Source organism: Neobacillus vireti, from assembly GCF_001026695.1.
GTDB lineage: Bacteria > Bacillota > Bacilli > Bacillales > Cytobacillaceae > Neobacillus > Neobacillus vireti.
Genome location: NZ_LDNB01000023.1, coordinates 38,603 through 62,853, shown reverse-complemented (window position 1 = coordinate 62,853; position 24,251 = coordinate 38,603). Strand labels below are relative to the sequence as shown.

Genomic DNA, 24,251 nt, shown 5'->3' with positions numbered 1-24,251 from the left:
TTCTTTCGTTAATATGCCTTTTTTGATATATGTAAGAAATAAGCAATCTTTAATGGTCTAAGTTTTCAAATATATCTTTTTAGGCATATATAAATCAAAAAAATATCTTTCTATCAATTCCCATTAAATTTATGTCATTTTTGACATATATCGAGCGCAAAGACATACTAGTCATCTTCATTATACGGTTTAACATAGTGAGTAATTGTGAAATATTTGTTAATTTTTTACAATTAATCCTATTAATAACGTATTAATATTAAAAATGACAATCATCGCTGATTGTCATTTCGAATTACTTTATTTCTGCTAATGCCACTTCCTGATAGGCTTTAAAGAAGGAACTGCAAAACGCATCCCATTCCATCGCTGCTTCCATCGATTCTTCGCTTACTTCTCCGAGGACCGGCCGCTGCAGTAGGTCTTCCAGCTGCTCTGAAAATGTATGAATGGTTTCCTGTGGTGCTCCCTCAAGAACATAACGAACAAAATCAAATGGGGGATACCAATCTGCCACTCTACTAATATCACGATAAATTTGGGTTAATAACAGATTTCGTGGTCCTTCCCATTGTTCATTTACGACGACATCTCGGAATATCCGCGGGAGTGAGGAAAACTCCTCCATCACACCATGACCGGCAAACACCGAGATTGCCTCACGTAATACTTCCACTCCCTCTTTGGTAGCGCCAATTTTCTGCAATAAAATTAATTCGCGAAGGTTAAACAGTTGCTTTCTGATTTCAAGTGGGTGGTCTGATTTTAGCCCAGGATTGAGCGGTTTTTCTAGCCGGAGGAAAAGATCATAAATTTTAAAGGCAGCTGCCGTTGTCCGTTGTGCTGCATTCTCGATTAACTTTAATTTGCTTGCTGCAAGCGGATAGTCTTTTATCTTTTTACCAAAGACGGAGCGGAATTCACTATAAAGATTGGCTTCTCTTGATGCGCGGAGCATAAATCCGGCGCAGGCAATGCCGATTTCAAGACGGGATAATGTCAGCACAATTCCGACTGCTACGGCAATGCCTTTATCTTTTGGACCGATTGGATAAGCAAGAGCCCCATTATATTGGAATTCGCCGGTTGGGACCTCTGAGGTACCCATTTTCCATTTAATCCGGTTAATCTGATAGCCATTTCTCTTTTCCTTCTCTTTATCTCCTGGCAGCCATGATGGAACAATAAAGGTGGATACTTTGTTTGAACCGGAAATTTTGGCGGTGACTACAGAATAATCGGCATGGGCGACGGAGCAGAAGAATTTATTGCCATACAACCGATAGTTTTTTCCATCTGGAACTGCTTCTAATAGATTGGCAGGCAAATCAGAGCCGCCCTGGATTTCTGACATAAATTGGGCACCAATCGCAAATTCGCCGTTAACCCCTTCTTTCGTATCCATTAAAATCTCATGGAGTTCTGGAAGGGTCTCATCCGGAAATTCTTCTAATAAGGCAATTAATCCGTGCGTACATGTTAACGGACAGGTAACCCCCGCTTCTCCTAGTTGATGAATTAACATTCGTTTAACAAAACTCTCCCAAGCTGTCATTTGCCTAGAAAATAGCCCTTCACCAAATACTCCTTTTTCTAAAAGCTGTGTTTCCATCGGCCGCACCACTCTGTCGATCCTGTGGTTAAATGCATCATAGTGAAGTATATGTGGACGGACTTCCGGCCTCGCGCTTTGTACGGCTAAATGATTCCATTTAGAAGAAACCGTTGGAGAAAAGGACAGAATTTTTTCGTGAATTTGTTCAAAGTCAGAACCAGTGAATTTTTCCACTGCCTTTTGCAAAAATGGTTCATCACGATACCAATCAAGGTTTTCACGATTTGTAACAAATTCATCAAAGCTGTAGGAATTTTTCCCTTTTGTATCTGTGTCTTGGGAGGTTATGCTCATCAACTAATCACTCCTTATTTTCAATTGACAAATTGTATTATTCAGAATTATTATAATATTGAGTTAACGTTAACGTCAACTAGGGGGATAAATGAATGTCAAAGGAACGTCTTTTTTCAATAAGCGAACTTGCATCCATGTTTGATGTCAGCTCGAGAACGATTCGTTACTATGAAGAAGTCGGAATGCTAACGTCAGAAACGCGCGACAGCTTAACAAAGCAGCGAAGCTACACAAACCAGGAACGGATAAGGTTAAAACTGATTCTTCGTGGTAAAAAGCTGGGTTTCTGCTTGCAAGAAATAAAGGAAATGATTGAGCTATACGAAGCGAACCCTGAAGGATCGGATGAGAAAAAAAGAATTATCCAGCATGCAGACCGGAAGATTCAGGAGATGAATGAACAAATCCTACAACTGCAAATGCTAAGAGATGAAATAGTCTCGCACAAGGAAAGATATATGAACAATTTATCCTCTAATGACGATTAAGGATCCGATTTGGACGGAATCGCAAAACAGCCGATTCATTCGGGGTTATTTGATGCAAAAATTGGAGCTAGCAGCTTCATTTCCATGTTGACAATTTTTTTAAAGGGTGTATAGTGGTTAACAAAACTTAATATTTTGAATTTTTTCTTATCAAGAGAGGTGGAGGGACTGGCCCTTTGAAGCCTCGGCAGCAGACTTTTTATAGTACTGTGCCAATTCCAGTAGCATGATGCTAGAAGATAAGAGGAGCAGGTCATTCAATTTGTCTATCTAACCCCTCTTCTTATTTCTAGAAGAGGGGTTTTTTAAATTCATTTACGAGGTGATTTTTTTGTCAACAGTAAAAACAGAAAATGAACTATTGAAGGCTATTGAAGTTCTGAAAAGTAGAGCATGGGTGGATCTCACACATACGTTTGGCCCGGATTCTCCACATTTTTCAGCTTTTGAAGATGCGGAGTTTAAAACGCTTTTTACACATGATGATGGTTTTTTTGCACAACGTTTTAATTTTCCTGGACAATACGGAACACATATTGATGCACCCATCCATTTCGTTCGCAACAAGCGTTACTTAGAGGAGATAGAGTTAAAGGAACTGGTTTTGCCCCTTGTTGTGATTGATAAATCGAAGGAAGCAGAAGAAAATAATGACTTTATCCTATCCGTAGATGACATCTTAAACTTTGAAGCAGAACATGGAAGAATCGAAACAGGTACCTTTGTGGCCTTGCGTACTGACTGGAGTAATCGCTGGCCTAACAAGGAGGCATTCGAAAATAAGGATGAAGAGGGGAATAGTCACAGCCCAGGTTGGGGAATTGACGCCTTAAAATTTTTATTTGAAGAAAGAAATATTAAGGCTGTTGGGCATGAAACGTTTGATACAGATGCAGCTATTGATGTCCGCAAAAATGGATCATTAATTGGCGAATACTATGTGCTTGAGCAAGATACATTTCAAGTGGAATTATTAACGAACCTAGATAAAGTACCAGCAAAAGGTGCTGTCATCTTCAATATTAGTCCAAAGCCCGAAAAGGCAACTGGATTTCCAGTACGTTCTTTTGCTATTTTGCCATAAACACGCTAATGGCGTATTGGATTTGCCTCTACTTATCATGGAAATATTTTAAACGAAGAAGAGCAATGGGCAAAATTGAAATATATTGTAGATGTCTCTAAAGAGATTTGGGGTTAAGATTGTTTAAGCGAACACCTTTAGATGGCTGTTCGCTTTTTTACTATAATTCAATGATTTGTTAGGGAGATATTCTCTATTTACTTCAACCTTCCGATGTAGGAGTAAATGGAGTGGTAGAGTCAAAAGGAATAACGATCATTTCAAGTGTAAATTTTCAACGGAAACCTTCTTCATTAATCGATTTAATTTATTTTCTGTATCTGTTCCCTCTACTGGTGTATAGATACTGCATCGTAAATCCATATCACCTTGAACTTGAAGAGAAGTTAAATTAAACAACATTTTGCCTGCTTTAGCATGTCTGAATTCAATTATCATTTCTGGAGCCTTACTTACTTGACTTTCTTGCCACAAATCCTGGAATTCCGGATGTGAATGACTCATTTCTTTAATAAATTGGTTGTACCATTCATCGCCTAAATAGTGTCCATAATAGGTACGGAAAATAGCAAGAAAACCTTTCACAAAATGTTCCCAATTGACGGCCAATGCTTTTAATTCTTTTCTAGTGAACACTAAACGAATCAAATTTCTTTGATCATTCGGTATTTGTTCAAAATCTAAAAAAACATGAGCAGCTGCAGGATTCCAGCCCACAATATGGCAATGTCGATCTGTAATAATAGTCGGACAATGTGTTAATTCAGCTAGTATTCGCTTTAAAGAAGGGCTAAGCTCCGATTGATTCTTTTTTTGATTTGTAATTTCCGATTTTGCTTCTAATGCCAAGTTATATAAGTAGTCTGTTTCATCATTATTTAATTGTAAAGCTCTAGAAATACAATCAAGTACGATTGAAGAAACCTTTATATCTCTTCCTTGCTCTAGCCATGTATACCAAGTGGTACTTACCCCTGCTAATTGTGCAACTTCTTCCCTCCGTAACCCCGGTGTCCTTCTACGTGTTCCAGCAGGCAAACCAATAGACTCTGGCTTAATTTGGGAACGCTTAGTTTTCAAGAATGTCGACAAAGCTTCAAGCCTAGTTTTATCATTCATTTTTAAAACTCCTCATCTTATCAATTTAACCTAGTAGCAATTATACCAGGATAAACTATACCTTGTAATAGGATAAAAAAGATGTAAAATACAATTAAATTATTGATTTGGAGGGATAAATGTGGAAAGAGTTGTGATTACCGGTATGGGGGTAGTGTCTCCTATAGGAAACAACATCAAAACATTTTGGAACAATCTGATTAACGGGAAATCTGGTATATCCACTATTGATACATTTGATGTTACGAATCATAAGGCAAAAATTGCAGGTATCGTTCAAGATTTTGAAGCAGATGAAGTTTTAGGAAAGAACGAAGCAAGACGTTTAGATCGTTTTTCTCAATTTGCTTTGGCTGCGGCTGAACAAGCTTGGGCAGATTCTAAGTTAGACTCAGGTCGTATAGATATAGAAAAGTTAGGCGTTTACGTAGGTTCAGGTATAGGGGGAATTGAAACCTTAATTGAAAATATTGATGCGCTTAGACAGAAGGGACCAAGAAGAGTCAGCCCGACCCTAGTACCTGCCATGATTTCGAATGCTGCTGCTGCACAAATTAGTATCAAATGGAACGCCATGGGACCTTCTATGTCTCCTGTTTCCGCTTGCGCAATTGGAAATACAGCTATTGGAGAAGCCTTTAGACTAATCCGTTCTGGAGAAGTTGACGTTATGTTTGCGGGTGGGACTGAGGCGGCCATAACAGACTTATCAATAGCAAGCTTTGGTAATGCTACAGCATTATCAACAAGAAACGATGATCCAACTAAAGCTAGTCGTCCATTTGATGAAAATCGAGATGGATTTGTCATGTCAGAAGGAGCTGGAATCCTAATCTTAGAATCCTTATCGCATGCTTTACGTAGAGAGGCAAAGATTTATGCAGAAGTCATTGGATATGGTGCAAGTTCAGATGCACACCATATGGTAGCTACACATCCAGAAGGTAAAGGGGCCTATCTTGCAATGAGATCAGCTTTAAAAAATGCCAATTTATCTCCAGAAGAAATTGATGTTATTAGTGCCCATGCAACAAGTACAAAAGTGGGAGACATCTCTGAAACGATGGCTATTAAGCAGTTATTTGGAAAGCAAGCTTATCAGATTCCAGTAACAGCTAATAAATCTATGCTTGGTCATATGTTAGGAGCAGCTGGTGGAGTTGAAGCAATTGCTTTAGCAATAAGTTTAAAGGAAGGGCTAATTCCTCCAACAATTAACTTAGAAAATCCTGATCCATTATGTGATCTCGATTATGTACCATCTGTTGCTCGCCAAGTGAAAATAAATACGGGTCTATCTAACTCATTTGGTTTTGGAGGTCATAATGCAGCTATTGTTTTAAAGAAATATGAGTGAATATACTTTCTCTCGTAAATCTTACCGTTTCCTCTAGAAACGGTAAGATTTATTCAATTAAATGGCCACTTGCCTGACATTTAATCAATCATTTGATTAATTTCCCCATACCAGTCATACCAACGGATCCAGCCATTTAATCAAACGTTTGATTAGTTTTTGACGACAGTCCTGCCTAGGACAATTCTGCCTTCCCACTTCCCTATTTTTACTTTCCTCTAATATACTCTGTTCTAGCCCCATACGAATCTACTAATTCAATCGATTGCGGGGCTCCTCTCTCATTCAAATGGAAAATATAGGTATCGTGAATAAAGTCGCTTTTACAGATAATTGTTTCCGGGCTCACCTCAATTGGGAGCAGCCTGAACTTATAGGGAACCCCGTACATTTTGGGAACGACAGCATAAAGTTCTTTGTCAAAATGAATTGATAAGGTTTCTTCCCCATTTAAATAGTTTCCAATAAGGTTTTCGCCCACTATCTCTAACGGTTTAAACGGCGGAAATCCATCAACCTCTTTATCAAAAACAATGCGTATAAGGTCGCTGCTAATCTGCGTTACCGGTGTAATATTGATATTACTTAGTACAATCACGATAAGTTCCTCATCCGGATACATTACGAGATGATTGACGAAGCCATTGATATCACCAAAATGACTGAGCTCCTTTTGATCGCCGTCCTCGATAAACCAGCCATACCCATACCCATTTATACCCGTAAACATTTGATTTTGTAACTCTTTATCTATTAAAGATTTGCCTATTAGTGCCTGACACCAACGGTATAGATCCAGAGCAGTCGAAAACATCCCGTAAGCGCCCAATGGAAACGACATGTCGATATACTCTGTATGGATAACCTTTTCCCAAACTGTGTGACCTTGTGCCAGTGATTTAATGATTGTTCGACCGTTATCAACACCAGTGTTTGCTAAACCCAGTTCATCGAATATTTCTTTTTGAAGAAAATCAGCAAAAGCCATACCTGATACTTTTTCAATAATTGCGGTTAATAATAAATACCCGGAGTTGCTGTAGTTCATTTCTGTTCCTGGATCAAACTCCAGCGGCATTATCTTAAACGCATCAATAACCTCCCGCGAATTTGCCGGCAGTCTCATCATGTTTGTCCAATAATCCGGAGTAGATGTAAAATTGGCTATTCCTGATGAATGGTTCAACAAATGGCGGACTGTTATCAGGGAGCCATTCGGATAGTCAGGAAGAATCCTATTGATAGAATCATCAAGATCCAACGCTCCCTTCGCATGAAGTTTCAAAATTGCCAAGGCAGTGAATGCCTTTGTTAAAGAACCAATGCGAAATTTAGTCGTTGGGGTATTCGGAATATCATACTGAAACGATGAAAATCCGTATCCTTTCTTTAACAGTACTTCACCTTTGTAGCCTACTAGTACCACCCCGTTAAAATAGTTGTGGGCAGCCAGTGCATTCATGTATTCATTAAGCAGATTGATTCTTGTATTCATCCATTCCCCCTCGCTTCCCTTATTCCTTAGATTTATTAACTTCAACCAACTTCTTTAAAGTTGAATTGATATTATGTAAGCTTAATAGAATAAAACCCAACATAACAAAGGTAACAATCTCACCTGTAAAAACTGAAACAATACCCAATATTACCGCATACACACCGTACAACCAGCTATTCATATCGTTCATTCCTCTCAATCATAATGATTTCGTTAGTCCGCCCTCAAAAAGTATCCATATCCACTTTAACACAATCTTCCATATCCTTTTTAAGGAATTGCGCATCGCCACATCGTTACCTTGTTAATCTATTATTAAATACCTCATCATTTCTATAACGACCATATCACTTGAAAATTGGATGGACTAGGCTTTATGAACCGGTTATAACGACCATCTGACTCAAAAATCGATTGGCTCGGGCTTTATGAACTGTTTATAACGACCATCTGACTTGAAAATTGGATGGTTCGGGCCTTATGAGCCGGTTATAATGACCATCTGACTCAAAAATTGATCGGCTCGGGCTTTATGAATTGGTGAAAAAGACCGTTTGCCCCGAAAGTTGGTTTAAACGGTCAATAGGAATCGTTTAGCTTTTATCACTTAGATGAATGAACCAAATAATTATATTCTTCTTCAATCAACTGTATATCTAAGCGTTCAAACAATGGTAATACGGATTCTACGTTACTTGGCAGTTGTGTTTGTTCATGCCATTCTACTGCCGATACACCTAACATTTTTCGAATCTTCTCTGAAGAATAGGGCAAAAATGGCTGAAGTAATTGGGCTAAATTCGCAATGATATACGTACAGGTTGCTAACGTAACATCACCTTTAATAGGATTATCCTTTACTTGAATCCATGGCTGTTGTTCATCAAAATAACGGTTCGCACCACGAATATATTGAAAAATCCCCTCTAGAGCTTGTTTAAAATGACCTTTTTCAATTAACGTACCAGTAGTGTTGAAAAGTTCAATCGTATTATTCTTAATCTCCGTTTCAACTTCAACTTGCGGTATGTTGCCCCCAAACGATTTTTCAATAAACTTTAACGTGCGATTAACAAAATTTCCATAGGCACCGAGCAGCTCTCCGTTGTGGCTATAGATAAATTCACGCCATGAGAAATCGGTATCGCGATTTTCCGGAGCATTAGTGGTTAAAAAGTAGCGAATGGAATCGGGATCATATTTGCTTAAAATATACGGAACCCATACTGCCCAATTTTGGCTCGTTGATAACTTTCTTTTCTCCAATGTTAAATATTCATTCGAAATAATATGTGTCGGCAATGCTTTGCTCCTAATACCCATCAAAACAGCGGGCCAAATAACCGTATGGAATGGAATATTATCCTTCCCGTGGATGTAATAAGAAATTGTGTCTTCGTTCCATAACTGTTCAATACTTTTACCATTTTGTTTAGCCCATTCTATACTGGTGGTTAAATATCCTGCAACAGCTTCAATCCAGACATATATTTTCTTCCCCTCAAAACCGGCAACAGGAACATCTACACCATTCGGTAAGTCCCGCGTAACGGCTCTATCTGGAACGCCTTCTTGCAGATATCTTTTCGTTAACGCCACTGCATTTTCCCGCCAGCGATGTTCCTCATCTGCTTTGCCGACGAAGTCCTCTAACTCCTGTTGAAATTGACTAAAAGCAAAATAAAAATGCTCCGTTTCCTTAATTACTGGCTCATTTCCGCAAATTTTACATCGTTTTTCTAGTAAATCCAGCGGGTCGAGAATTTTCGAACAGTTATCACACTGGTCGCCTCTCGCCTTTGCACCGCAATTTGGACAAATTCCCTCGACAAAACGATCCGGTAAAAATTGCTTATCATGCTCACAATACGCTTGTTCAATCTTTTTCGGATATAAATAGCCATTTTCCAATAGTTGTAAAAATATCTTTTGAACGGATTCATGATGATGTTTAGCATCTGTTCTTGTGTAAAGGTCATAGGTAAAACCTAATTTCCTAAAACACTCATTAAACTCCTTATGGTATCGGTTGGCGATGACCTCTGTTGTTGTATGTTCCTGATTAGCCCGAATCGAGATTGGTGTGCCATTACAATCACTTCCTGAAACGTAAATGACTTTTTCTCCTTTTTGTCTGTAATACCTTGCTAAAATATCACCTGGCAATAATGCCGCAATATGGCCCAGATGCAACGATCCATTGGCATAAGGCCATGCTCCTCCGATTACGATTGTCATTTCTAATTCCTCCCAAAAATAAATAAAAAAAACGCCCTAATCATTACGATTAGGACGAGTTTACTCGTGGTACCACCTACATTTACAAATAGCTCACACTATTTGCCTCTATCAGTACGTCTTTTAAAAGAGATACTGCTGCTGTAATAACGAGTGCCATCCCCGTCGCAGCCTACTAGCTCATAAGCGTTCGGTGCGAAGCTCAAAGGTCATTTTCAAAAGGGTTCATTTACTTCCTTTCCACCATCGGAAGCTCTCTATTAAATACTGCCCTATTTACTTTTCCTTCTCAAAGCCTTTAGTTTCCAAAATATATAAACAATTATATTATTTTTTACAAGAAAAGCAAATGGAATGCCCTTCAAATAAAATTAGAATCATTCAAAATAAATATACAAACGGAGAAAGTAAAAAAACGTCAACTCTCGATTAAGAAAATTGACGTTTTTTATCTGATTATTTTTATATTCCCTCTTTGAATCTTTTTCCTTAGGGAATTAATCATTAAGAATTTAAAGACGCGCCTTGTTGGCGGGAATAGCATCAAAAAGCCGCTAATGTCTGTTATGAAACCCGGTAATAGCAAAAGTATTCCGCCTGCTAATATACAAATTCCATCTAATACCGCTTCACCTGGAATTTGGCCGTTTTGCAGCTGGGCTTGGGCCTTCCGAATCGTTTGTAATCCTTCTCTCTTCGCTAAATACGCACCAATTACGCCGGTCAAAATAATGAGGAGGAATGTTGGCCAAACGCCAATTGCCTTTCCGGAAAACAGGAGTAACCCTATATCTGCTGCAGGAATCGCAATGATTAAGATAAACAAATAACGCATTTTAAGGGTCCCCTTCCAAACAATTTGATTCTATTATACAGGAATGACCTTTTAATTGAAAATTCCCGGATTATTTATTTGGAGAGGGTAACTGGGACAAGGAACAGTCCCTGTTTATCTGCTTCTAAAGTGGAGCGTTGCAAATACGATTAACGTAATTGGGATGGCAAATACTTGCCCGATAAACAGCTTCCAGCTCCAGACATCATATCCTTCACTCGACTTGCTTAATACTGCAATTACGCACACAATTACATAGACAGCCAATGAAATTGTCCATTTATTCATCCTCAGTTCTCCCCTTATTTTTATAAAATGATGTAAACCATTCCTTTGCTTCCATTCCATGAACACTGTGAACATCATCTACATTTTCATGAGCGATGATCTTTCCGTCCTTCAAAACCATGATTTCGTCTATGATTCTTGATACATCGTCAATTTCATGCGTACTCATCAGTATTGTCCCCTTTTCTAAATCAACAAATTGAATCAAGCTTTTTACTACATCTTCGCGAACGAGCGGATCGAGTCCTGAAAACGGCTCATCAAGCAGATAATAGCTCACATCTCTTCCAAAGGCGGCAGCGAGTTTTAAGCGGCTTATGTTCCCCTTGCTCATCGTCGAAATTTTTTTTGTTAAATCAATCCGCAAGCAATTAGCAATATCCTGCGCTTTTGCCTTCTGAAAATCATGAAATTGTGTGTCAAAAAAGGTAAACAACTGATCCCCGGTAAGATATGAATAATAGTGTTGATCATCAGACATAAATGCAATTGCTGCCAGTGATGCTCTTGTCGTTTCTGAACCGTTCAATAAGACTTGACCGCTTGATGGCTGTAACAAGTTTGCCAGCAGCTTTAGGAATGTTGATTTACCACTTCCGTTTTCGCCGACAAGGGCAATGATTTTCCCTAGTTCAATTTGAACATTGACGTTTTGAAGCACTGGTTGCTTATGATAGTGGAATTGGAGATTTTTCACCTCTAGCACTCATCTTTCACTCCTTTCTTTTAACGTCTGCAGTACTTCACCCTGGGTAAATCCCATCATTTCCACATTGTTCAAAAAACGGTCAATCAGCTGCTCCTTTAACTCTTCCCGCATGGAGCTTATTTTTGAAGAATCGGGTGTAATAAAAGTGCCCTGACCTCGCTTCGTTTCCGTTAACTCCATTTGTTCAAGCTGCTTGTAGACATTTTGCACCGTATTCGTATTAACGCCAACTTCCAGCGCGAATTCACGGACGGATGGCAGTTTATCCCCCGGCTTCCGGGAGCCGCTCACAAGCTCGCCACAAATTCTTTCCACTAATTGCAGATAAATTGGCCGGTCTTTTTCAAAATCGATGCCCATTTAATCACCGACCTTCTTTTTTAAAAGTCTGGCGGACAGGAATAAACTTAGGGCCATGATGAACACCCCTGCAAACACTTCACCCATGTAAGCGTCTTCCAACAAATATAATGACAGCGAATCACTTTGGATGATGATGCCGCTAATATGAAGTGGCACTGCTCCGACTTGAAGTAAATCATAATAATTCGAATATCCGATGATCGAGAGTACATACATGACTGGGATAACAAACAGTCCTAAGGTTTGCGAATAGACTGTAACCGCTTGAGAAAGACTCCAAATGAGTAAAAATAATAGCTGTATAACGACCACTTTAAAAAGTGCGATGAGGCTGAGCATGACATAAGGCATTATCATCGAATGAAGGCTTGCGTTTTGAACGATGAATTCACAAATTAATCCAACGATACACAGGAAAACAATGAATATCGTACAGACAAGAAATAAAAATAGTACTTTTAAATGTAAGAGCTGCCGAAGCGAAGCTTGTGTGTAAAGCCAAATATGCCGATCTTTCAAGTCCTTCTCTAGCATGATAAACAGTGGAACGACAACTAGAAATGGCAATAAATTGAACCAAAAATAAATGTAATATCTCAGAAAATCACTAACGAAGCTAACCTGGCTCACATAACTAATCACCGATAGCCCGATTCCAAGCAAAACAATGATGACAAAGGTTGTGATTACCCTTTCACGCTGTTTCAGCCATTCCAGATACAATTGTCCTTTGATCAAATTATCCTCCTCCTTTACTTCTAGTGTATTACCTTAATGGTACACTGGTACGTTTGAAAATGCAACTATTTATTTCCAGAAATATTCCTATCCCTTCTCCTCCTTGTTCCTCTTTTGTGTTATTTTTATAAATAGGAAGATGTAATGTATTTTATAAAGGATGTGGAAATACAATGGATTTTTCTAATAAAACAGTGGTCATAACAGGGGCAGGAAATGGAATTGGAAGAGGAATTGCTTTTCTTTATGCAGAAAAAGGGGCTAATGTCGTTTTAGCAGATATAGATGAAAAAGCAGGTACTCAAACAGTAGGGATGATTAAAGAACAGGGTGGCGAAGCACTTTTTATCCAAACAGATGTAAAACTGGAAACAGATATTGAGCGATTAATGGAAATAACCAATCAAACATACGGTCAGATAGATATTTTAATTAATAATGCAGGCAAAGGTTTATTCAAGTCTCCCTATGAAGTATCAATTGATGAATGGGATGACATCATTAACACAAACTTAAGAAGTGTGTTCCTCGGGTCACGTGAAGCAGCAAAATATATGCGCCTTAACAAGGAAGGCGGTTCGATTGTAAATATTGCCTCCACAAGAGCCATCATGTCTGAGCCTAATTCAGAATCTTATGCAGCTACAAAAGGCGGAATCGTGGCGATTACACATGCGCTTGCCGCCTCGTTTAGCAAAGATCGAATTACAGTTAACGCCATTTCTCCAGGTTGGATTGAAACTGGTGATTATACAAAATTAAGCGCCCTGGATCATGAGCAGCATCTATCAAAGCGTGTTGGAAAACCTGATGATATCGCACGGGCTTGTCTTTATTTAACAGCTAAAGAGAATGATTTTGTTACCGGGATTAACCTTGTCGTAGATGGTGGAATGACGAGGAAGATGATTTATGAGGAATAGAAAGTCATCTTTTCAATTAATAAAAGAAGGACAAAATACTTGAACCTAAACAATAGACTCCAGCCCCAAGCTGGAGTCTAAATGCGCCTTTTCATTAGTCTCGCATTCTTTATAATCTATTGTTCATCCCTTCAATCGCTCTCACTTTTAGGGAGTTTTCTATAATCAAGTCAAGTAATTCACTATAAGGGATCCCAGCTGATGCAGCACTTTTTGGCAGCAGGCTATTCTTCGTCATCCCAGGTAATGAATTAACCTCTATGACATAAGGGTTACCGTTTTGAATCATCATATCGATGCGGGCATAAACGCTGCATTTCAATGCTTTATAGGAGGTCAATGCAGCATAAGCAACTTTTTCATATGTTTCAGACGAAAGTTCGACCACCTCTTCAATTGTCGCGGCATCATCATATTTGGAAGTATAATCAAAAAACTCCGCTTTATGACGAATAGAAACAATAGGCAAGAGCTCTCCATCTAGCATAGAACACGTGATTTCTTCCCCTTTTACATACTTTTCAATAATCACTTCAGCATCCCATTTAAATACTTCAGCAATTGAAGACTTTATCGTATCTGGATTATTAACTATTTTTACGCCTACACTCGAACCACCCGAATTAGGTTTCACCACTACTGGGTACCCCATCTTGTCTAGTTCATCCAAATTAAGTTCTTCAATGTTGGTAAGGTGAATCCAATCCGGTGTCTGCACACCTTCATACCGGATGATTTTCTTTGAGATATTCTTATCCATGCATAAGCTGCTGGACAGTACCCCACTCCCTGTATAAGGAATACCAAGGGTTTCAAGGGTGCCTTGAACGGTACCGTCTTCGCCGTATTTCCCATGAAGTGCAAGTAATGCAACATCGAGGTTTTTGACCTTATCTGTCAAATCTTCCTTGTTATCTATTTGAATTGGGGCAATTTCATATTTATTTTTATTTAAATTCGCAATCATTTCTTCACCTGTCATGAGTGAAACTTGTTTCTCGGAGGAAACGCCTCCCATAATTACGCCAACCTTCATTTTCTTAACCTCCAAAATCATTTCTTAATGTGTCACCTATGATTTTAATACCCTGAGTAATCTCTCTTTCTTTCAGCCTAGAAAATCCTAACCGTAACGTGTCCTTTCCACTATCGTCCGTGTAAAAAACATCACCCGGCAAAAAAACAACACCCTTTTGAGAGCATTTTTCTAAAAGACTTCGTGAATCGATGTTATTCTCAAGTTGCAAAAAAAGATGAAGTCCGCCATCACCTGTTATTCGTTTATAAGGAATCGCTTGTAGGCAGGAATGAACAGCTAATTCATATTTTTTCTTATAAACTGATTTAGCTTTTTTTAGATATTTCTCAAAGCAGCCGTCATTTAAATATTGGAATAACACCGCTTGATCTAAGGTAGATGTATGAATGGTACGAGCTCTTTTCATACTTTCCAAGTAATATATCAAATCCTTGTCTGCTAAAATCCAGCCCACGCGTAAGCCGGGAAATAGAATTTTAGAGAAGCTGCTAAGATAAATGACATTGTTACCAGCTCCTGCAAAGGCAGCCAACGGCGCCAGATGTGATCCTGAATACCGTAATTCTTCATTAAATCCATCTTCAACGATAGGTAGTTGATAAGCAGAAAAAAGGTTCATAATCTCCTTTCGCTTCTCTGAGGACGTAACGATTCCGGTTGGATTATGATAGGACGGGATTAAGTAGGCAAAATCATATTCCTTTTTTGATAAAGACGATTCAAGCTTAGAAACATCGATACCATCATCTTCCATATCAATTCCTTCGATTTCAAAGCCATGTAATCGAAACAGCTTTAGCGCAGTATGATGGGTTGGATTCTCACAAAGAATACGTCCATTCTTTTTATGAATAGAGGATAATAGGAGATCTAAACCTTCCGTGAATCCATTGGTAATCAAAATATCTTTATTTCTAATGTCAACACCTTTAACTTCCATATAATGAAGCAAGTATTCGATCAGTGGTTTATAGCCTCTGGCATAACCATAGTTGAGAACGATGTTTCCTTCAATGGCCATCCGATTTAAGAAGGCTCTTTTAAAATTTTCTACATCAAAAAGCTTTTCATCAGGGGCGATACTATTAAAGGAAATCATATCGTGATTCCAGCGTACACCATGCTTCATTAGGTCCAATTCATCTGCCAAATGCGTCTGCCCATTGATTTTATCTTTCCAATTCAATTGGATCGATGGGGCGTTGAAGGTCTCCACTTGACTAACAAAGTTTCCTTTTCCTTTTACCGCATAAATAAGACCTTCCTGTTCCAAATCTGCATAAGCGGTTAAAACGGTATTTCGGCTTACTGATAGGTAAGTGCTAAGTTCACGGGTGGATGGAAGCTTCTGGTTCTCAAGCAAGTGCCCGTTCGTAATCATTCTTTTCAAATATTCTTTCAGTTGAATATAGACAGGACGGCCATCTATAAGCTTAAAATCGTTAAACACTACTTTTAATCCCCTTTCCAACATTTTTACACGTTTGGAATGATTCCAAAAGGTCCACTCTATATGTAATTTTAAGGTCTCGTGGTATGGTGCTGTAAACAATGATATTCTTTGGATAATGAAAAAACAAAATATTATTTTTGATGGAATGGTAAAGAAGTAGTGGTCTTATTTTATTTTTATGCAACCGGGACCAATGGCACTCACCCTTTAATAATACTTTGACAATTATTTATATGTTTGTTACAATAAATCCCAATAAAAGCATACAAATTCGTTGATGAGAAAAAGTAGCGTTTCGTCTTGATCCACAGAGAGCCGACATATTGGTGCAAGTCGGTGTTCGAGTGTTTCGTGAAAATCCTCTCTGAGAAGTTAGGCTGAATCTTAAAGTAAGTCTAACCGGGTGTCTACCGTTACAAGGAACACGTATGATTGTACGTTGCTAAGTGCTATTGGATCGGTTCAATAGAATTAGGGTGGTATCGCGGTTAACCCCGTCCCTTTACATGGGACGGGGTTTTTTGTATGTTTTTTAAACATTTTTGAAAAGGAGCGATATCAATGAATGCAAATGAAAGGAAGGAATCTGTTGTCCAGCGTGAGGAGAATATCCGTCATTATTGGACAGGAGAAAATACATTTAAACAATCTGTTCAATTAAGAGAAGGTAAAACACCTTTTGTTTTTTACGAAGGGCCGCCAACGGCAAATGGTCTGCCCCATGTAGGTCATGCATTTGGGCGAACGATTAAAGATGTGGTCGCACGGTACAAAACGATGCAAGGTTTTCAAGTGGAACGAAAGGCCGGCTGGGATACACATGGCCTTCCGGTTGAATTAGGTGTAGAAAAACAGCTAGGGATCTCAGGGAAACAAGAAATTGAACGCTATGGTATTGAGCCTTTTATCAATAAATGCAAGGAAAGTGTATTCACCTATGAGAAGAAATGGCGCTCCTTTACAGAAGAGTTAGGTTATTGGGTAGATATGGACAGTCCTTATATGACATTAAGCAATGATTATATCGAAAGCGTATGGAACATATTAAGCAAAGTTCATCAAGATGGTTTGTTATATAAGGGCCATCGTGTATCACCATACTGTCCGAGCTGCCAAACTTCTTTAAGTTCGCACGAGGTAGCACAAGGCTATAAAGATGTAAAGGATTTATCGGCTACTGTTAAATTTAAACGGCTTGATGCGGAAGATGAATATTTCTTAGGTTGGACAACAACACCTTGGACATTGCCGGCAAACGTTGCCCTCGCCATGAATCCAACCTTAACCTATGTTCGTGCCTTAAAAGGAAATGTCGTTTATATCGTTGCTAAATCATTAGCAGAAAAAGTCCTTGGGGAGCAAGTCACGGTGTTAAGTGAACATAGCGGCAGGGAATTTGCAGGCGTACAGTATGTAGCACCATTCAATTACGTGGCTGTCGAGAAAGGACATCATGTTGTTTTAGCTGATTACGTCACGGAAGCGAGTGGAACAGGGATTGTCCACATTGCTCCCGCTTACGGAGAAGATGATTATAAAACCGTTCAACAAAATGGTTTATCATTTATCAATGTTGTCGATCTCCAAGGTCGTTACACAGACGATGTGACCGAACTTGCCGGGAGATTTGTCAAGGACTGTGACGTGGATATTATTAAAATGCTATCCGAAAAAGGCACACTCTTTCATAAAGAAAAATATGAGCACAGCTACCCTCATTGCTGGAGATGTGACTCGCCGTTACTTTACTACGCAACAGATAGCTGGTTTATCAGGATGTCGGCCTTAAAGGAGAAGATGCTTGCAAACAATGCGACAGTAACCTGGTATCCGGACCATATAAAAGATGGCCGCTTCGGGAACTTCCTTGAAAATCTCGTTGATTGGAATATAAGCAGAAATCGATACTGGGGTACACCTTTAAATGTCTGGGTATGTTCTGATTGTCAGCATGAAGTGTCACCTGGCAGTATCGAGGAACTTCAAAAACTAGCTACCACTCCAGTACCAAATGATATCGAACTGCATAAACCTTATATTGATGATGTAAAGTGTACCTGTCCGAAATGTAAAGGCACCATGCAACGAACATCTGAAGTCATTGATGTGTGGTTTGATAGTGGCTCAATGCCATTTGCACAACACCACTATCCATTTGGTGATAAAGAATTATTCGCATCACAATTCCCGGCCGATGTCGTTATCGAAGGAATTGACCAGACGAGAGGATTTTTCTACAGTCTGCTCGCTGTTTCCACCCTATTCACGGGAAAAGCGCCGTATAAAAACGTTCTGTCACTTGGTCACGTGCTTGATGAGCATGGCCAGAAAATGTCTAAAAGCAAAGGTAATGCCTTAGACCCCGTTGAGCTCATCAGGGAATACGGTGCGGATGCATTGCGCTGGGCCTTCTTAGTCGATAGCTCGCCATGGAATCCGAAACGTTTTTCGAAAAAGACTGTCCAAGACGCAAAATCAAAATTGGTTGATACACTGGATAATACGTTTAAGTTTTATGCGATGTACGCAAAAATAGATGGTTTTCTCTACGATCCCAAACAGACAGGCACGAAAACTATCCTGGATGAATGGATCCTTTCACGCCTTCATAGTACAGTTAAGCTGGTTGTGAGCCAGATGGATCGTTATCAATTTACGCAAGCAACACGTGAGATTGCAGCATTAGTTGAAGAATTAAGCAATTGGTATGTTCGGCGATCCAGAAACCGCTTTTGGGCTTCCGGACTTTCAGAAGATAAACGAGCTGCATATTCAACACTATTTGAAACACTCACGACAATCAGTCGTTTATTGGCTCCATTTGTACCATATGTGGCAGAAGATATCCATTTAAAGCTGCATCAAGATAGTGTTCATTTACAAGACTATCCGAAAGCTAATGATTCCATGATTCATCCTGATTTAGAGGAAGACATGCAAACAATCCTGAAAATCGTGGAGCTTGGCCGCAGTATTCGCAATGCGACAAACATGAAGGTGAAGCAGCCTTTACAGCAAATGATTGTTTGGCAGCAAGAAGGCAGCCGTAATTTTCATACTTACGAAAATGTCATTAAAGATGAGTTGAATGTTAAAGAGGCTGTTTTTACAGAAGATTTATCTCAATATGAATCGCTTGTTTTTAAATTAAATTTTAAAACAGCAGGTGCGGCATTCGGTAAGCTGGTAAACTCGGTCAAGGGTTACGTCGAACAAATGCCAGATTGTGAGAAACAATCATTATTAGACAATGGCCAACTTGAAATTGATGTTAACGAACAAACGGTAACATTACTGACTGAACATATTACTGTCGAATATATGGTTTCATCTGGATTTGAGATGGCAGGCGATCAGCAGTTAAAGGTATTGTTAAATGTAAAACTCACACCTCAATTAGTGGACGAAGGCCAAGTGAGAGAACTAATCAGAGCCATTCAAGATAAACGAAAAAAATTAGATCTACCTGTTGAGAAGTATATATCGCTCGATATTTCAGCAACGGAGAATGGTAAAAAAACCATTCAAGGCTTTGAGGGGCTGATAAAGGAGAATGTACTTGTCCACCAGATTAGCTTTGATATGGTAAATGAATGCAAACAGGCTATTGAAGTGAAATTTGGCGATGAGTTAGTAAAGGTCTCATTGAGGTATTAGATTATCGTATAAGAAAGACGGCGTGTTTGCCGTCTTTTCTTTGTTAAACGGCATAGTGGAAGTCTCAGAGTGCCCGTTCTTGGCTTTTTCCCATATCCATGGGCACTGTGGACCTCTTATAGTGCCCATTCTTGGCTTTTTCCCATGGTCACGGGCACTGTGGACCTCTCAGAGTGCCCATTCTTGACTTTTTACAATGTTCACGGGCACCGTGGACCTCTTAGAGTGCCCTTATTCGGTTTTTTGTCTTTCGTGCGCATTGACGGGGATCCTTTTTTCGATTACACGGGCATAATTAATTTTTTTTGTGACCGTGGGGACTCTTTTTTCGCTATCACGGGCACGATTAATTTTTTTTGAAATAGAAGATCATTGGGAAATACAAGGGGCTAGAGATGACAATTCGCAAAGTCCAAATTTTATACATTCTGTTTTTTTAATCAAATCGGGTAAAACTGAGTACATGATTAGGTACATCTTCCTTGGCACTAGAAAGTTAATCAATCATTTGATTAACTCTAGCACGCCAGATACACCAACGCTTCTAGCTTTTCAATCAATCGTTTGATTAGTTTTTTAAATCAATGCTACATTGGCTCTAGAAGTTAAACAATCGTTTGATTAACTCTGAAACACCAGACATACCAACGCTTCTAGCTTTTCAATCAATCGTTTGATTAACTTTGAGTTACTTCTCCAATAACTTGTTTATATTCTTCAAACCATTTTTTCCATTCTTCCATCCTGGCGATGGTTCTGCCGTCCATCAGGGCCACAATCACATCGAGACATACATGCCAGCCTGCAAGGTCCTTTGGCGTATGATCTGTAATTTTCTCGATCCGTTCAATTAGGACTAATTTGCAGCCGTTTGATTCTATGGCCAACTCAAAACGGACACTGTCTACCCACCAAGAGAATTCAAATACTGCATGCTTTTTTAATTCCGTTATTTCTAATTCTTCAACTGTGCCATCCGGCATATCAAACCTCATGAACCCGCCTTCACGAAGCTCTCCGACTTGAAGTTCGTTAAACCATTGGGCTAGTTTTTCGTTTTCAGTCAACCATGACCAAACCTCTTCCACGGAATGCTCTAAGTGGCGTTCGAAACGAGCAATGCAACCGATCTCCTTTTTTTCAATTTTTGCTATCATGATTTCCTTCCTCTCGATATTTTATATACCAACATCCTACTAGTTTGGAATTAAATTCTCAATAATAAAACAAAGGGACGGCTCTTATGCTTCCATTTTGGAAGCATAAGAACCGTCCTTTCGCTTAGCTTCAAACTGGTTCGACTATTTTGATAAGACGTTTTGGATTTTCTCAATCGCCCAATCGATTTCTTCTTTTGTAATAATTAGCGGCGGTGCAAAGCGAATGACCGTATCATGTGTTTCTTTGCATAATAAGCCTGTTTCTTTTAATTGTTCACAAAAAGGTCTTGCGGCTTCGGTTAATTCAACCCCGATAAACAAGCCCCTGCCCCGGATTTCTTTAATGATTGGGTTATTAATAGTTTTTAACTGTTCAAGGAAATACTTTCCTAATTCAAGGGACCGTTCCGCTAACTTTTCTTCCTCGATCACATCTAAAGCAGCAAGAGAAACTGCACATGCTAGCGGATTTCCTCCAAACGTGGAACCATGTGAACCTGGATTAAAGACGCCAAGGACATCAGAATTAGCGACAACACAGGAGATTGGGAATACTCCGCCGCCAAGAGCTTTACCTAAAATTAACATATCAGGTTCTACTTCTTCCCAATCACAGGCAAACATTTTTCCAGTCCGCGCCAGACCGACTTGAATTTCATCTGCAATAAATAAGACATTTTGTTCCTTACAAAGCTCAGACGCTTTCTTTAAGAATCCTTCAGGAGGTAAAATAATCCCCGCTTCACCCTGAATTGGTTCTATTAAGAATGCTGCCGTATTAGGTGTGATTGCTGCCTTTAATGCTTCCAAATCTCCATAAGGGATTAACTTAATACCAGGCAGCATCGGACCAAAACCGCGTTTGTATTCCGGATCAGAGGATAACGATACTGCTCCCATTGTCCGTCCATGGAAGTTTCCTGTACAGGCAATGATTTCTGCTTGATCTTCAGCAATTCCTTTGACATCGTAACCCCAGCGGCGGGCAGCTTTTAGAGCGGTTTCCACTGCTTCAGCACCAGTGTTCATCGGCAGAGCCATATTTTTATTTGTTACCCGACAGATCTTTTCGTACCAAGGACCGAGCTGATCATTATGAAATGCCCGTGAAGTTAAGGTTACTTTGTCTGCTTGGTCCTTTAATGCTTGAATGATTTTTGGATGACGGTGCCCTTGGTTCACAGCCGAATAAGCACTTAGCATATCCATGTACCGATCTCCTTCTGGACTTTCCACCCATACACCTTCCGCTTTGGCGATCACGATTGGCAGCGGATGATAGTTATTGGCACCAAATTTAGTTGTTTGTTCAATGATTTTTGTTGTTTTCGTGGTTACTTCAGTCATGAAAAATTCCTCCTTTATTTTTATGGAGCATCCCATTGCCCACCTTCATTTTATTCGATAGCAGGAATACAATTATATATTGCAAGTTTCATGCCAATAATTTTTTTGTGGTTTTACTAGGATTTCCCGAAATTTAGCGCCACGAAATTTTGCGGAAAAATCCTATTCCCAACGAATAGTGCCAAATTTTTTTGCATTATTACGCTTTTTTTGATTAAATAAGTGCATAAGGGAAAAACAAAGGGAATGAACCGTTATGATGAAATCACAAAATGATTTGTATTATTTAACACGGATGTATGAACGGATTTTGGACGAAGTGGACGTTGGAATCCACGCGGTGGACGAAACGGGAAAAACGATTATTTATAATAAAAAAATGATGCAAATGGAATCGATGGATCTCCATGATGTTATTGATAAAAATCTTCTAGACGTGTTTATGTTTAAAGACGACCAATCTAGCACCCTTGTAAAAGCATTGCATGAAGGGAAAATAACGAGGAACGTAAAGCAAACCTATTTTAATAATAAGGGGCATGAAATTACAACAATCAACAATACCATCCCTATATATACAGCTGAAAAACTCGAGGGTGCTGTTGAAATTGCCAATGATGTTACAAAACTTGAACGGCTCATAAAAGGCAATATGAACAAGGGATCCACGAAATATACCTTTGATAAAATAATTGGGAAGAGCCCTGCTATTAAGGAAGTGATTGAAGCGGCTAAACGAGCAACACGAACCTCTTCCTATGTGTTGATCGTAGGTGATACAGGGACCGGGAAAGAGCTTTTTTCCCAAAGCATCCACAACGGGAGCGCGCGATTATCTGGTCCATTTATTTCGCAAAATTGCGCGGCTTTACCTGATAATTTAATCGAGAGTCTTCTATTTGGCACGAAGCGTGGTGCCTTTACGGGCGCCGTTGATACCCCAGGATTATTTGAACAGGCAAACGGCGGCACCTTGCTGCTTGATGAAATTAACTCATTGACTCTGAATCTTCAGGCAAAATTGCTCCGCGTCCTTCAAGAAAAAACAATTAGGCGCATAGGTGATACGAAAGATACGCCAGTTGATGTAAGGGTCATTGCCAATATGAATGAGGATCCTATCGATGCCATTGCCCATCAGCGGCTGCGAAAAGATTTATATTATCGGCTTGGAGTGGTAACGATTTTTGTTCCGCCGCTTAAGGACCGCAAAGAAGATATTCCATTATTGGTTGAGAATTTTATTGAAAAATACAATGAGCGTTTTCAAATGAATGTAAAAGGGTTGTCAGAAGAGGTCAAATCGTCTTTTCTGGAGTATGATTGGCATGGAAATGTCCGTGAACTTGAGCATATTATTGAAGCAGCGATGAACATCATGATGGATGAGGAGTACATTACGTACTCGCACTTACCCTATCAATATCGGAACAAAATGCAATTGAAGGAGAGAATGATGCCTCTTTCCACGGTTGAAACCTTCTTGAAAGGCAATTCAGAGAATACGGTGCCACTAAAGGACCAAATGGAGTTATTTGAAAAAACCTATATCGAACACGTTTTATCGAAACACGATTTCAATATTTCAAGAGCAGCTAAATCACTCGGATTAAGCCGCCAAAGCCTGCAGTACCGGATGAAGAAACTAACTATAGAGACAAAATGAGGCAGGGACGGGGAGCCTGTCCCACCATCCCAATTACTTTTCCCACATGCTATCTCAGCAAAAGTTAAATCAGTGTAGCTAATCATGGCAGTTGGCGACCAAAAATGTGAAGTTCGTCCGGATTCGGTCACTTATTTGGGAGATAAGCTACCGAATTTGTGAAAGATAGCCAAGCTCGGTAGTTTATAAGAGCTATAAGCTACCGAAAATTTAATAGTCGTCCAAGTTCAGTCGCCTATAAGCGCTTTAANGCTTTAAGCTACCGAAAATGGGATAGCCGGACAAGTTCGGTCGCCTATAAGAGCTTTAAGCTACCGAAAATGGGATAGCTGGACAAGTTCAGTCGCCTATAAGAGCTATAAGCTACCGAAAATGGG

The 24,251-nt window shown here is 39.4% G+C and carries 19 protein-coding genes, 1 riboswitch and 2 other annotated features; of the genes, 6 read left to right on the top strand and 13 right to left on the bottom strand.

All coding sequences use genetic code 11. The annotated features are described in order from the left end of the window. Positions 1-295: 295 nt before the first annotated feature. The gene (locus AA980_RS25020; RefSeq protein WP_024027161.1) at positions 296-1,909 is read right to left on the bottom strand and encodes an acyl-CoA dehydrogenase family protein; all 1,614 of its coding nucleotides are present in this window, start codon (positions 1,907-1,909) and stop codon (positions 296-298) included. A gap of 95 nt (positions 1,910-2,004) precedes the next feature. Here AA980_RS25020 and AA980_RS25015 point away from each other — a divergent pair, with 95 nt between their 5' ends. Both AA980_RS25015 and AA980_RS25010 read left to right on the top strand, forming a co-directional pair. Beyond that, positions 2,005-2,400 carry a MerR family DNA-binding protein gene (locus tag AA980_RS25015; RefSeq protein ID WP_024027160.1) on the top strand — a complete coding sequence of 132 codons (396 nt, stop codon included), beginning with the start codon at positions 2,005-2,007 and terminating at the stop codon, positions 2,398-2,400. A 144-nt stretch (positions 2,401-2,544) separates the two neighbouring features. Further along, a riboswitch (SAM riboswitch) is annotated at positions 2,545-2,646 on the top strand. A gap of 85 nt (positions 2,647-2,731) precedes the next feature. Then, entirely contained in the window at positions 2,732-3,484 is a 753-nt protein-coding gene (locus tag AA980_RS25010) for a cyclase family protein (protein ID WP_024027159.1), read from the top strand. A gap of 255 nt (positions 3,485-3,739) precedes the next feature. Here AA980_RS25010 and AA980_RS25005 read toward each other — a convergent pair whose 3' ends face one another. Continuing rightward, entirely contained in the window at positions 3,740-4,603 is an 864-nt protein-coding gene (locus AA980_RS25005) for a helix-turn-helix transcriptional regulator (protein ID WP_024027158.1), read from the bottom strand. 121 nt (positions 4,604-4,724) lie between these two features. Here AA980_RS25005 and fabF point away from each other — a divergent pair, with 121 nt between their 5' ends. Continuing rightward, the gene (gene fabF / locus AA980_RS25000) at positions 4,725-5,960 is read left to right on the top strand and encodes a beta-ketoacyl-ACP synthase II (RefSeq protein ID WP_024027157.1); all 1,236 of its coding nucleotides are present in this window, start codon (positions 4,725-4,727) and stop codon (positions 5,958-5,960) included. Between the two features lie 208 nt (positions 5,961-6,168). Here the strand turns inward: fabF and AA980_RS24995 are convergent, their stop codons facing one another. The 7 genes from AA980_RS24995 to AA980_RS24970 form a co-directional block, all read right to left on the bottom strand. After that, entirely contained in the window at positions 6,169-7,455 is a 1,287-nt protein-coding gene (locus AA980_RS24995; protein ID WP_024027156.1) for a serine hydrolase domain-containing protein, read from the bottom strand. Between the two features lie 606 nt (positions 7,456-8,061). Then, on the bottom strand, positions 8,062-9,696 hold the full coding sequence (gene metG, locus AA980_RS24990; RefSeq protein ID WP_024027154.1) for a methionine--tRNA ligase: 1,635 nt from the start codon (positions 9,694-9,696) through the stop codon (positions 8,062-8,064). Positions 9,697-9,743: 47 nt separating this feature from the next. Then, positions 9,744-9,998 (bottom strand) — a binding site (T-box leader). Positions 9,999-10,144: 146 nt separating this feature from the next. Next, on the bottom strand, positions 10,145-10,531 hold the full coding sequence (locus AA980_RS24985) for an FxsA family protein (protein ID WP_024027153.1): 387 nt from the start codon (positions 10,529-10,531) through the stop codon (positions 10,145-10,147). A gap of 114 nt (positions 10,532-10,645) precedes the next feature. Next, the gene (locus AA980_RS27100; protein ID WP_024027152.1) at positions 10,646-10,819 is read right to left on the bottom strand and encodes a DUF4017 family protein; all 174 of its coding nucleotides are present in this window, start codon (positions 10,817-10,819) and stop codon (positions 10,646-10,648) included. Beyond that, positions 10,812-11,525 (bottom strand): ATP-binding cassette domain-containing protein, encoded by a 714-nt coding sequence (locus AA980_RS24980; RefSeq protein WP_024027151.1) that lies wholly within the window; start codon positions 11,523-11,525, stop codon positions 10,812-10,814. The genes AA980_RS27100 and AA980_RS24980 overlap by 8 nt, the downstream gene beginning before the upstream one ends. Next, the gene (locus AA980_RS24975) at positions 11,526-11,888 is read right to left on the bottom strand and encodes a GntR family transcriptional regulator (RefSeq protein ID WP_024027150.1); all 363 of its coding nucleotides are present in this window, start codon (positions 11,886-11,888) and stop codon (positions 11,526-11,528) included. Further along, entirely contained in the window at positions 11,889-12,629 is a 741-nt protein-coding gene (locus AA980_RS24970; protein ID WP_024027149.1) for a hypothetical protein, read from the bottom strand. It lies immediately after the preceding gene. 173 nt (positions 12,630-12,802) lie between these two features. On the opposite strand from AA980_RS24970, the gene AA980_RS24965 reads away from it, so the two are divergent. Continuing rightward, a complete protein-coding gene (locus AA980_RS24965) occupies positions 12,803-13,552 on the top strand; it encodes a glucose 1-dehydrogenase (RefSeq protein WP_024027148.1) in 750 nt (249 codons plus the stop codon). A gap of 109 nt (positions 13,553-13,661) precedes the next feature. Here the strand turns inward: AA980_RS24965 and AA980_RS24960 are convergent, their stop codons facing one another. Together AA980_RS24960 and pdxR are read right to left on the bottom strand one after the other, a co-directional pair. After that, positions 13,662-14,588 (bottom strand): D-alanine--D-alanine ligase, encoded by a 927-nt coding sequence (locus tag AA980_RS24960; protein WP_024027147.1) that lies wholly within the window; start codon positions 14,586-14,588, stop codon positions 13,662-13,664. Positions 14,589-14,592: 4 nt separating this feature from the next. Further along, complete coding sequence (pdxR, locus tag AA980_RS24955) at positions 14,593-16,041, bottom strand: MocR-like pyridoxine biosynthesis transcription factor PdxR (protein ID WP_024027146.1); 1,449 nt, start codon at positions 16,039-16,041, stop codon at positions 14,593-14,595. Between the two features lie 268 nt (positions 16,042-16,309). Continuing rightward, positions 16,310-16,549 (top strand) — a binding site (T-box leader). A gap of 56 nt (positions 16,550-16,605) precedes the next feature. Between pdxR and ileS the strand changes: the two genes are divergently transcribed. Continuing rightward, positions 16,606-19,701 carry an isoleucine--tRNA ligase gene (gene ileS, locus AA980_RS24950; protein WP_024027145.1) on the top strand — a complete coding sequence of 1,032 codons (3,096 nt, stop codon included), beginning with the start codon at positions 16,606-16,608 and terminating at the stop codon, positions 19,699-19,701. 677 nt (positions 19,702-20,378) lie between these two features. On the opposite strand, the gene AA980_RS24945 is transcribed toward ileS, so the two are convergent. Together AA980_RS24945 and AA980_RS24940 are read right to left on the bottom strand one after the other, a co-directional pair. Continuing rightward, entirely contained in the window at positions 20,379-20,858 is a 480-nt protein-coding gene (locus tag AA980_RS24945; RefSeq protein ID WP_024027144.1) for an SRPBCC family protein, read from the bottom strand. A 144-nt stretch (positions 20,859-21,002) separates the two neighbouring features. Further along, positions 21,003-22,208, bottom strand: a complete 1,206-nt coding sequence (locus AA980_RS24940; protein ID WP_024027143.1) for an ornithine--oxo-acid transaminase — start codon at positions 22,206-22,208, stop codon at positions 21,003-21,005. Between the two features lie 256 nt (positions 22,209-22,464). On the opposite strand from AA980_RS24940, the gene AA980_RS24935 reads away from it, so the two are divergent. Further along, entirely contained in the window at positions 22,465-23,874 is a 1,410-nt protein-coding gene (locus tag AA980_RS24935; RefSeq protein ID WP_024027142.1) for a sigma-54 interaction domain-containing protein, read from the top strand. Positions 23,875-24,251: the final 377 nt, after the last annotated feature.

Excerpts from the sequence above, each read along its gene's own strand:
- AA980_RS25020 (WP_024027161.1), bottom strand. The coding sequence starts at position 1,909 with ATGAGCATAACCTCCCAAGACACAGATACAAAAGGGAAAAATTCCTAC.
- AA980_RS25015 (WP_024027160.1), top strand. The coding sequence starts at position 2,005 with ATGTCAAAGGAACGTCTTTTTTCAATAAGCGAACTTGCATCCATGTTT.
- AA980_RS25005 (WP_024027158.1), bottom strand. The coding sequence starts at position 4,603 with ATGAATGATAAAACTAGGCTTGAAGCTTTGTCGACATTCTTGAAAACT.
- AA980_RS24995 (WP_024027156.1), bottom strand. The coding sequence starts at position 7,455 with ATGAATACAAGAATCAATCTGCTTAATGAATACATGAATGCACTGGCT.
- metG (WP_024027154.1), bottom strand. The coding sequence starts at position 9,696 with ATGACAATCGTAATCGGAGGAGCATGGCCTTATGCCAATGGATCGTTG.
- AA980_RS24985 (WP_024027153.1), bottom strand. The coding sequence starts at position 10,531 with ATGCGTTATTTGTTTATCTTAATCATTGCGATTCCTGCAGCAGATATA.
- AA980_RS27100 (WP_024027152.1), bottom strand. The coding sequence starts at position 10,819 with ATGAATAAATGGACAATTTCATTGGCTGTCTATGTAATTGTGTGCGTA.
- AA980_RS24975 (WP_024027150.1), bottom strand. The coding sequence starts at position 11,888 with ATGGGCATCGATTTTGAAAAAGACCGGCCAATTTATCTGCAATTAGTG.
- AA980_RS24965 (WP_024027148.1), top strand. The coding sequence starts at position 12,803 with ATGGATTTTTCTAATAAAACAGTGGTCATAACAGGGGCAGGAAATGGA.
- AA980_RS24960 (WP_024027147.1), bottom strand. The coding sequence starts at position 14,588 with ATGAAGGTTGGCGTAATTATGGGAGGCGTTTCCTCCGAGAAACAAGTT.
- ileS (WP_024027145.1), top strand. The coding sequence starts at position 16,606 with ATGAATGCAAATGAAAGGAAGGAATCTGTTGTCCAGCGTGAGGAGAAT.
- AA980_RS24945 (WP_024027144.1), bottom strand. The coding sequence starts at position 20,858 with ATGATAGCAAAAATTGAAAAAAAGGAGATCGGTTGCATTGCTCGTTTC.
- AA980_RS24940 (WP_024027143.1), bottom strand. The coding sequence starts at position 22,208 with ATGACTGAAGTAACCACGAAAACAACAAAAATCATTGAACAAACAACT.
- AA980_RS24935 (WP_024027142.1), top strand. The coding sequence starts at position 22,465 with ATGATGAAATCACAAAATGATTTGTATTATTTAACACGGATGTATGAA.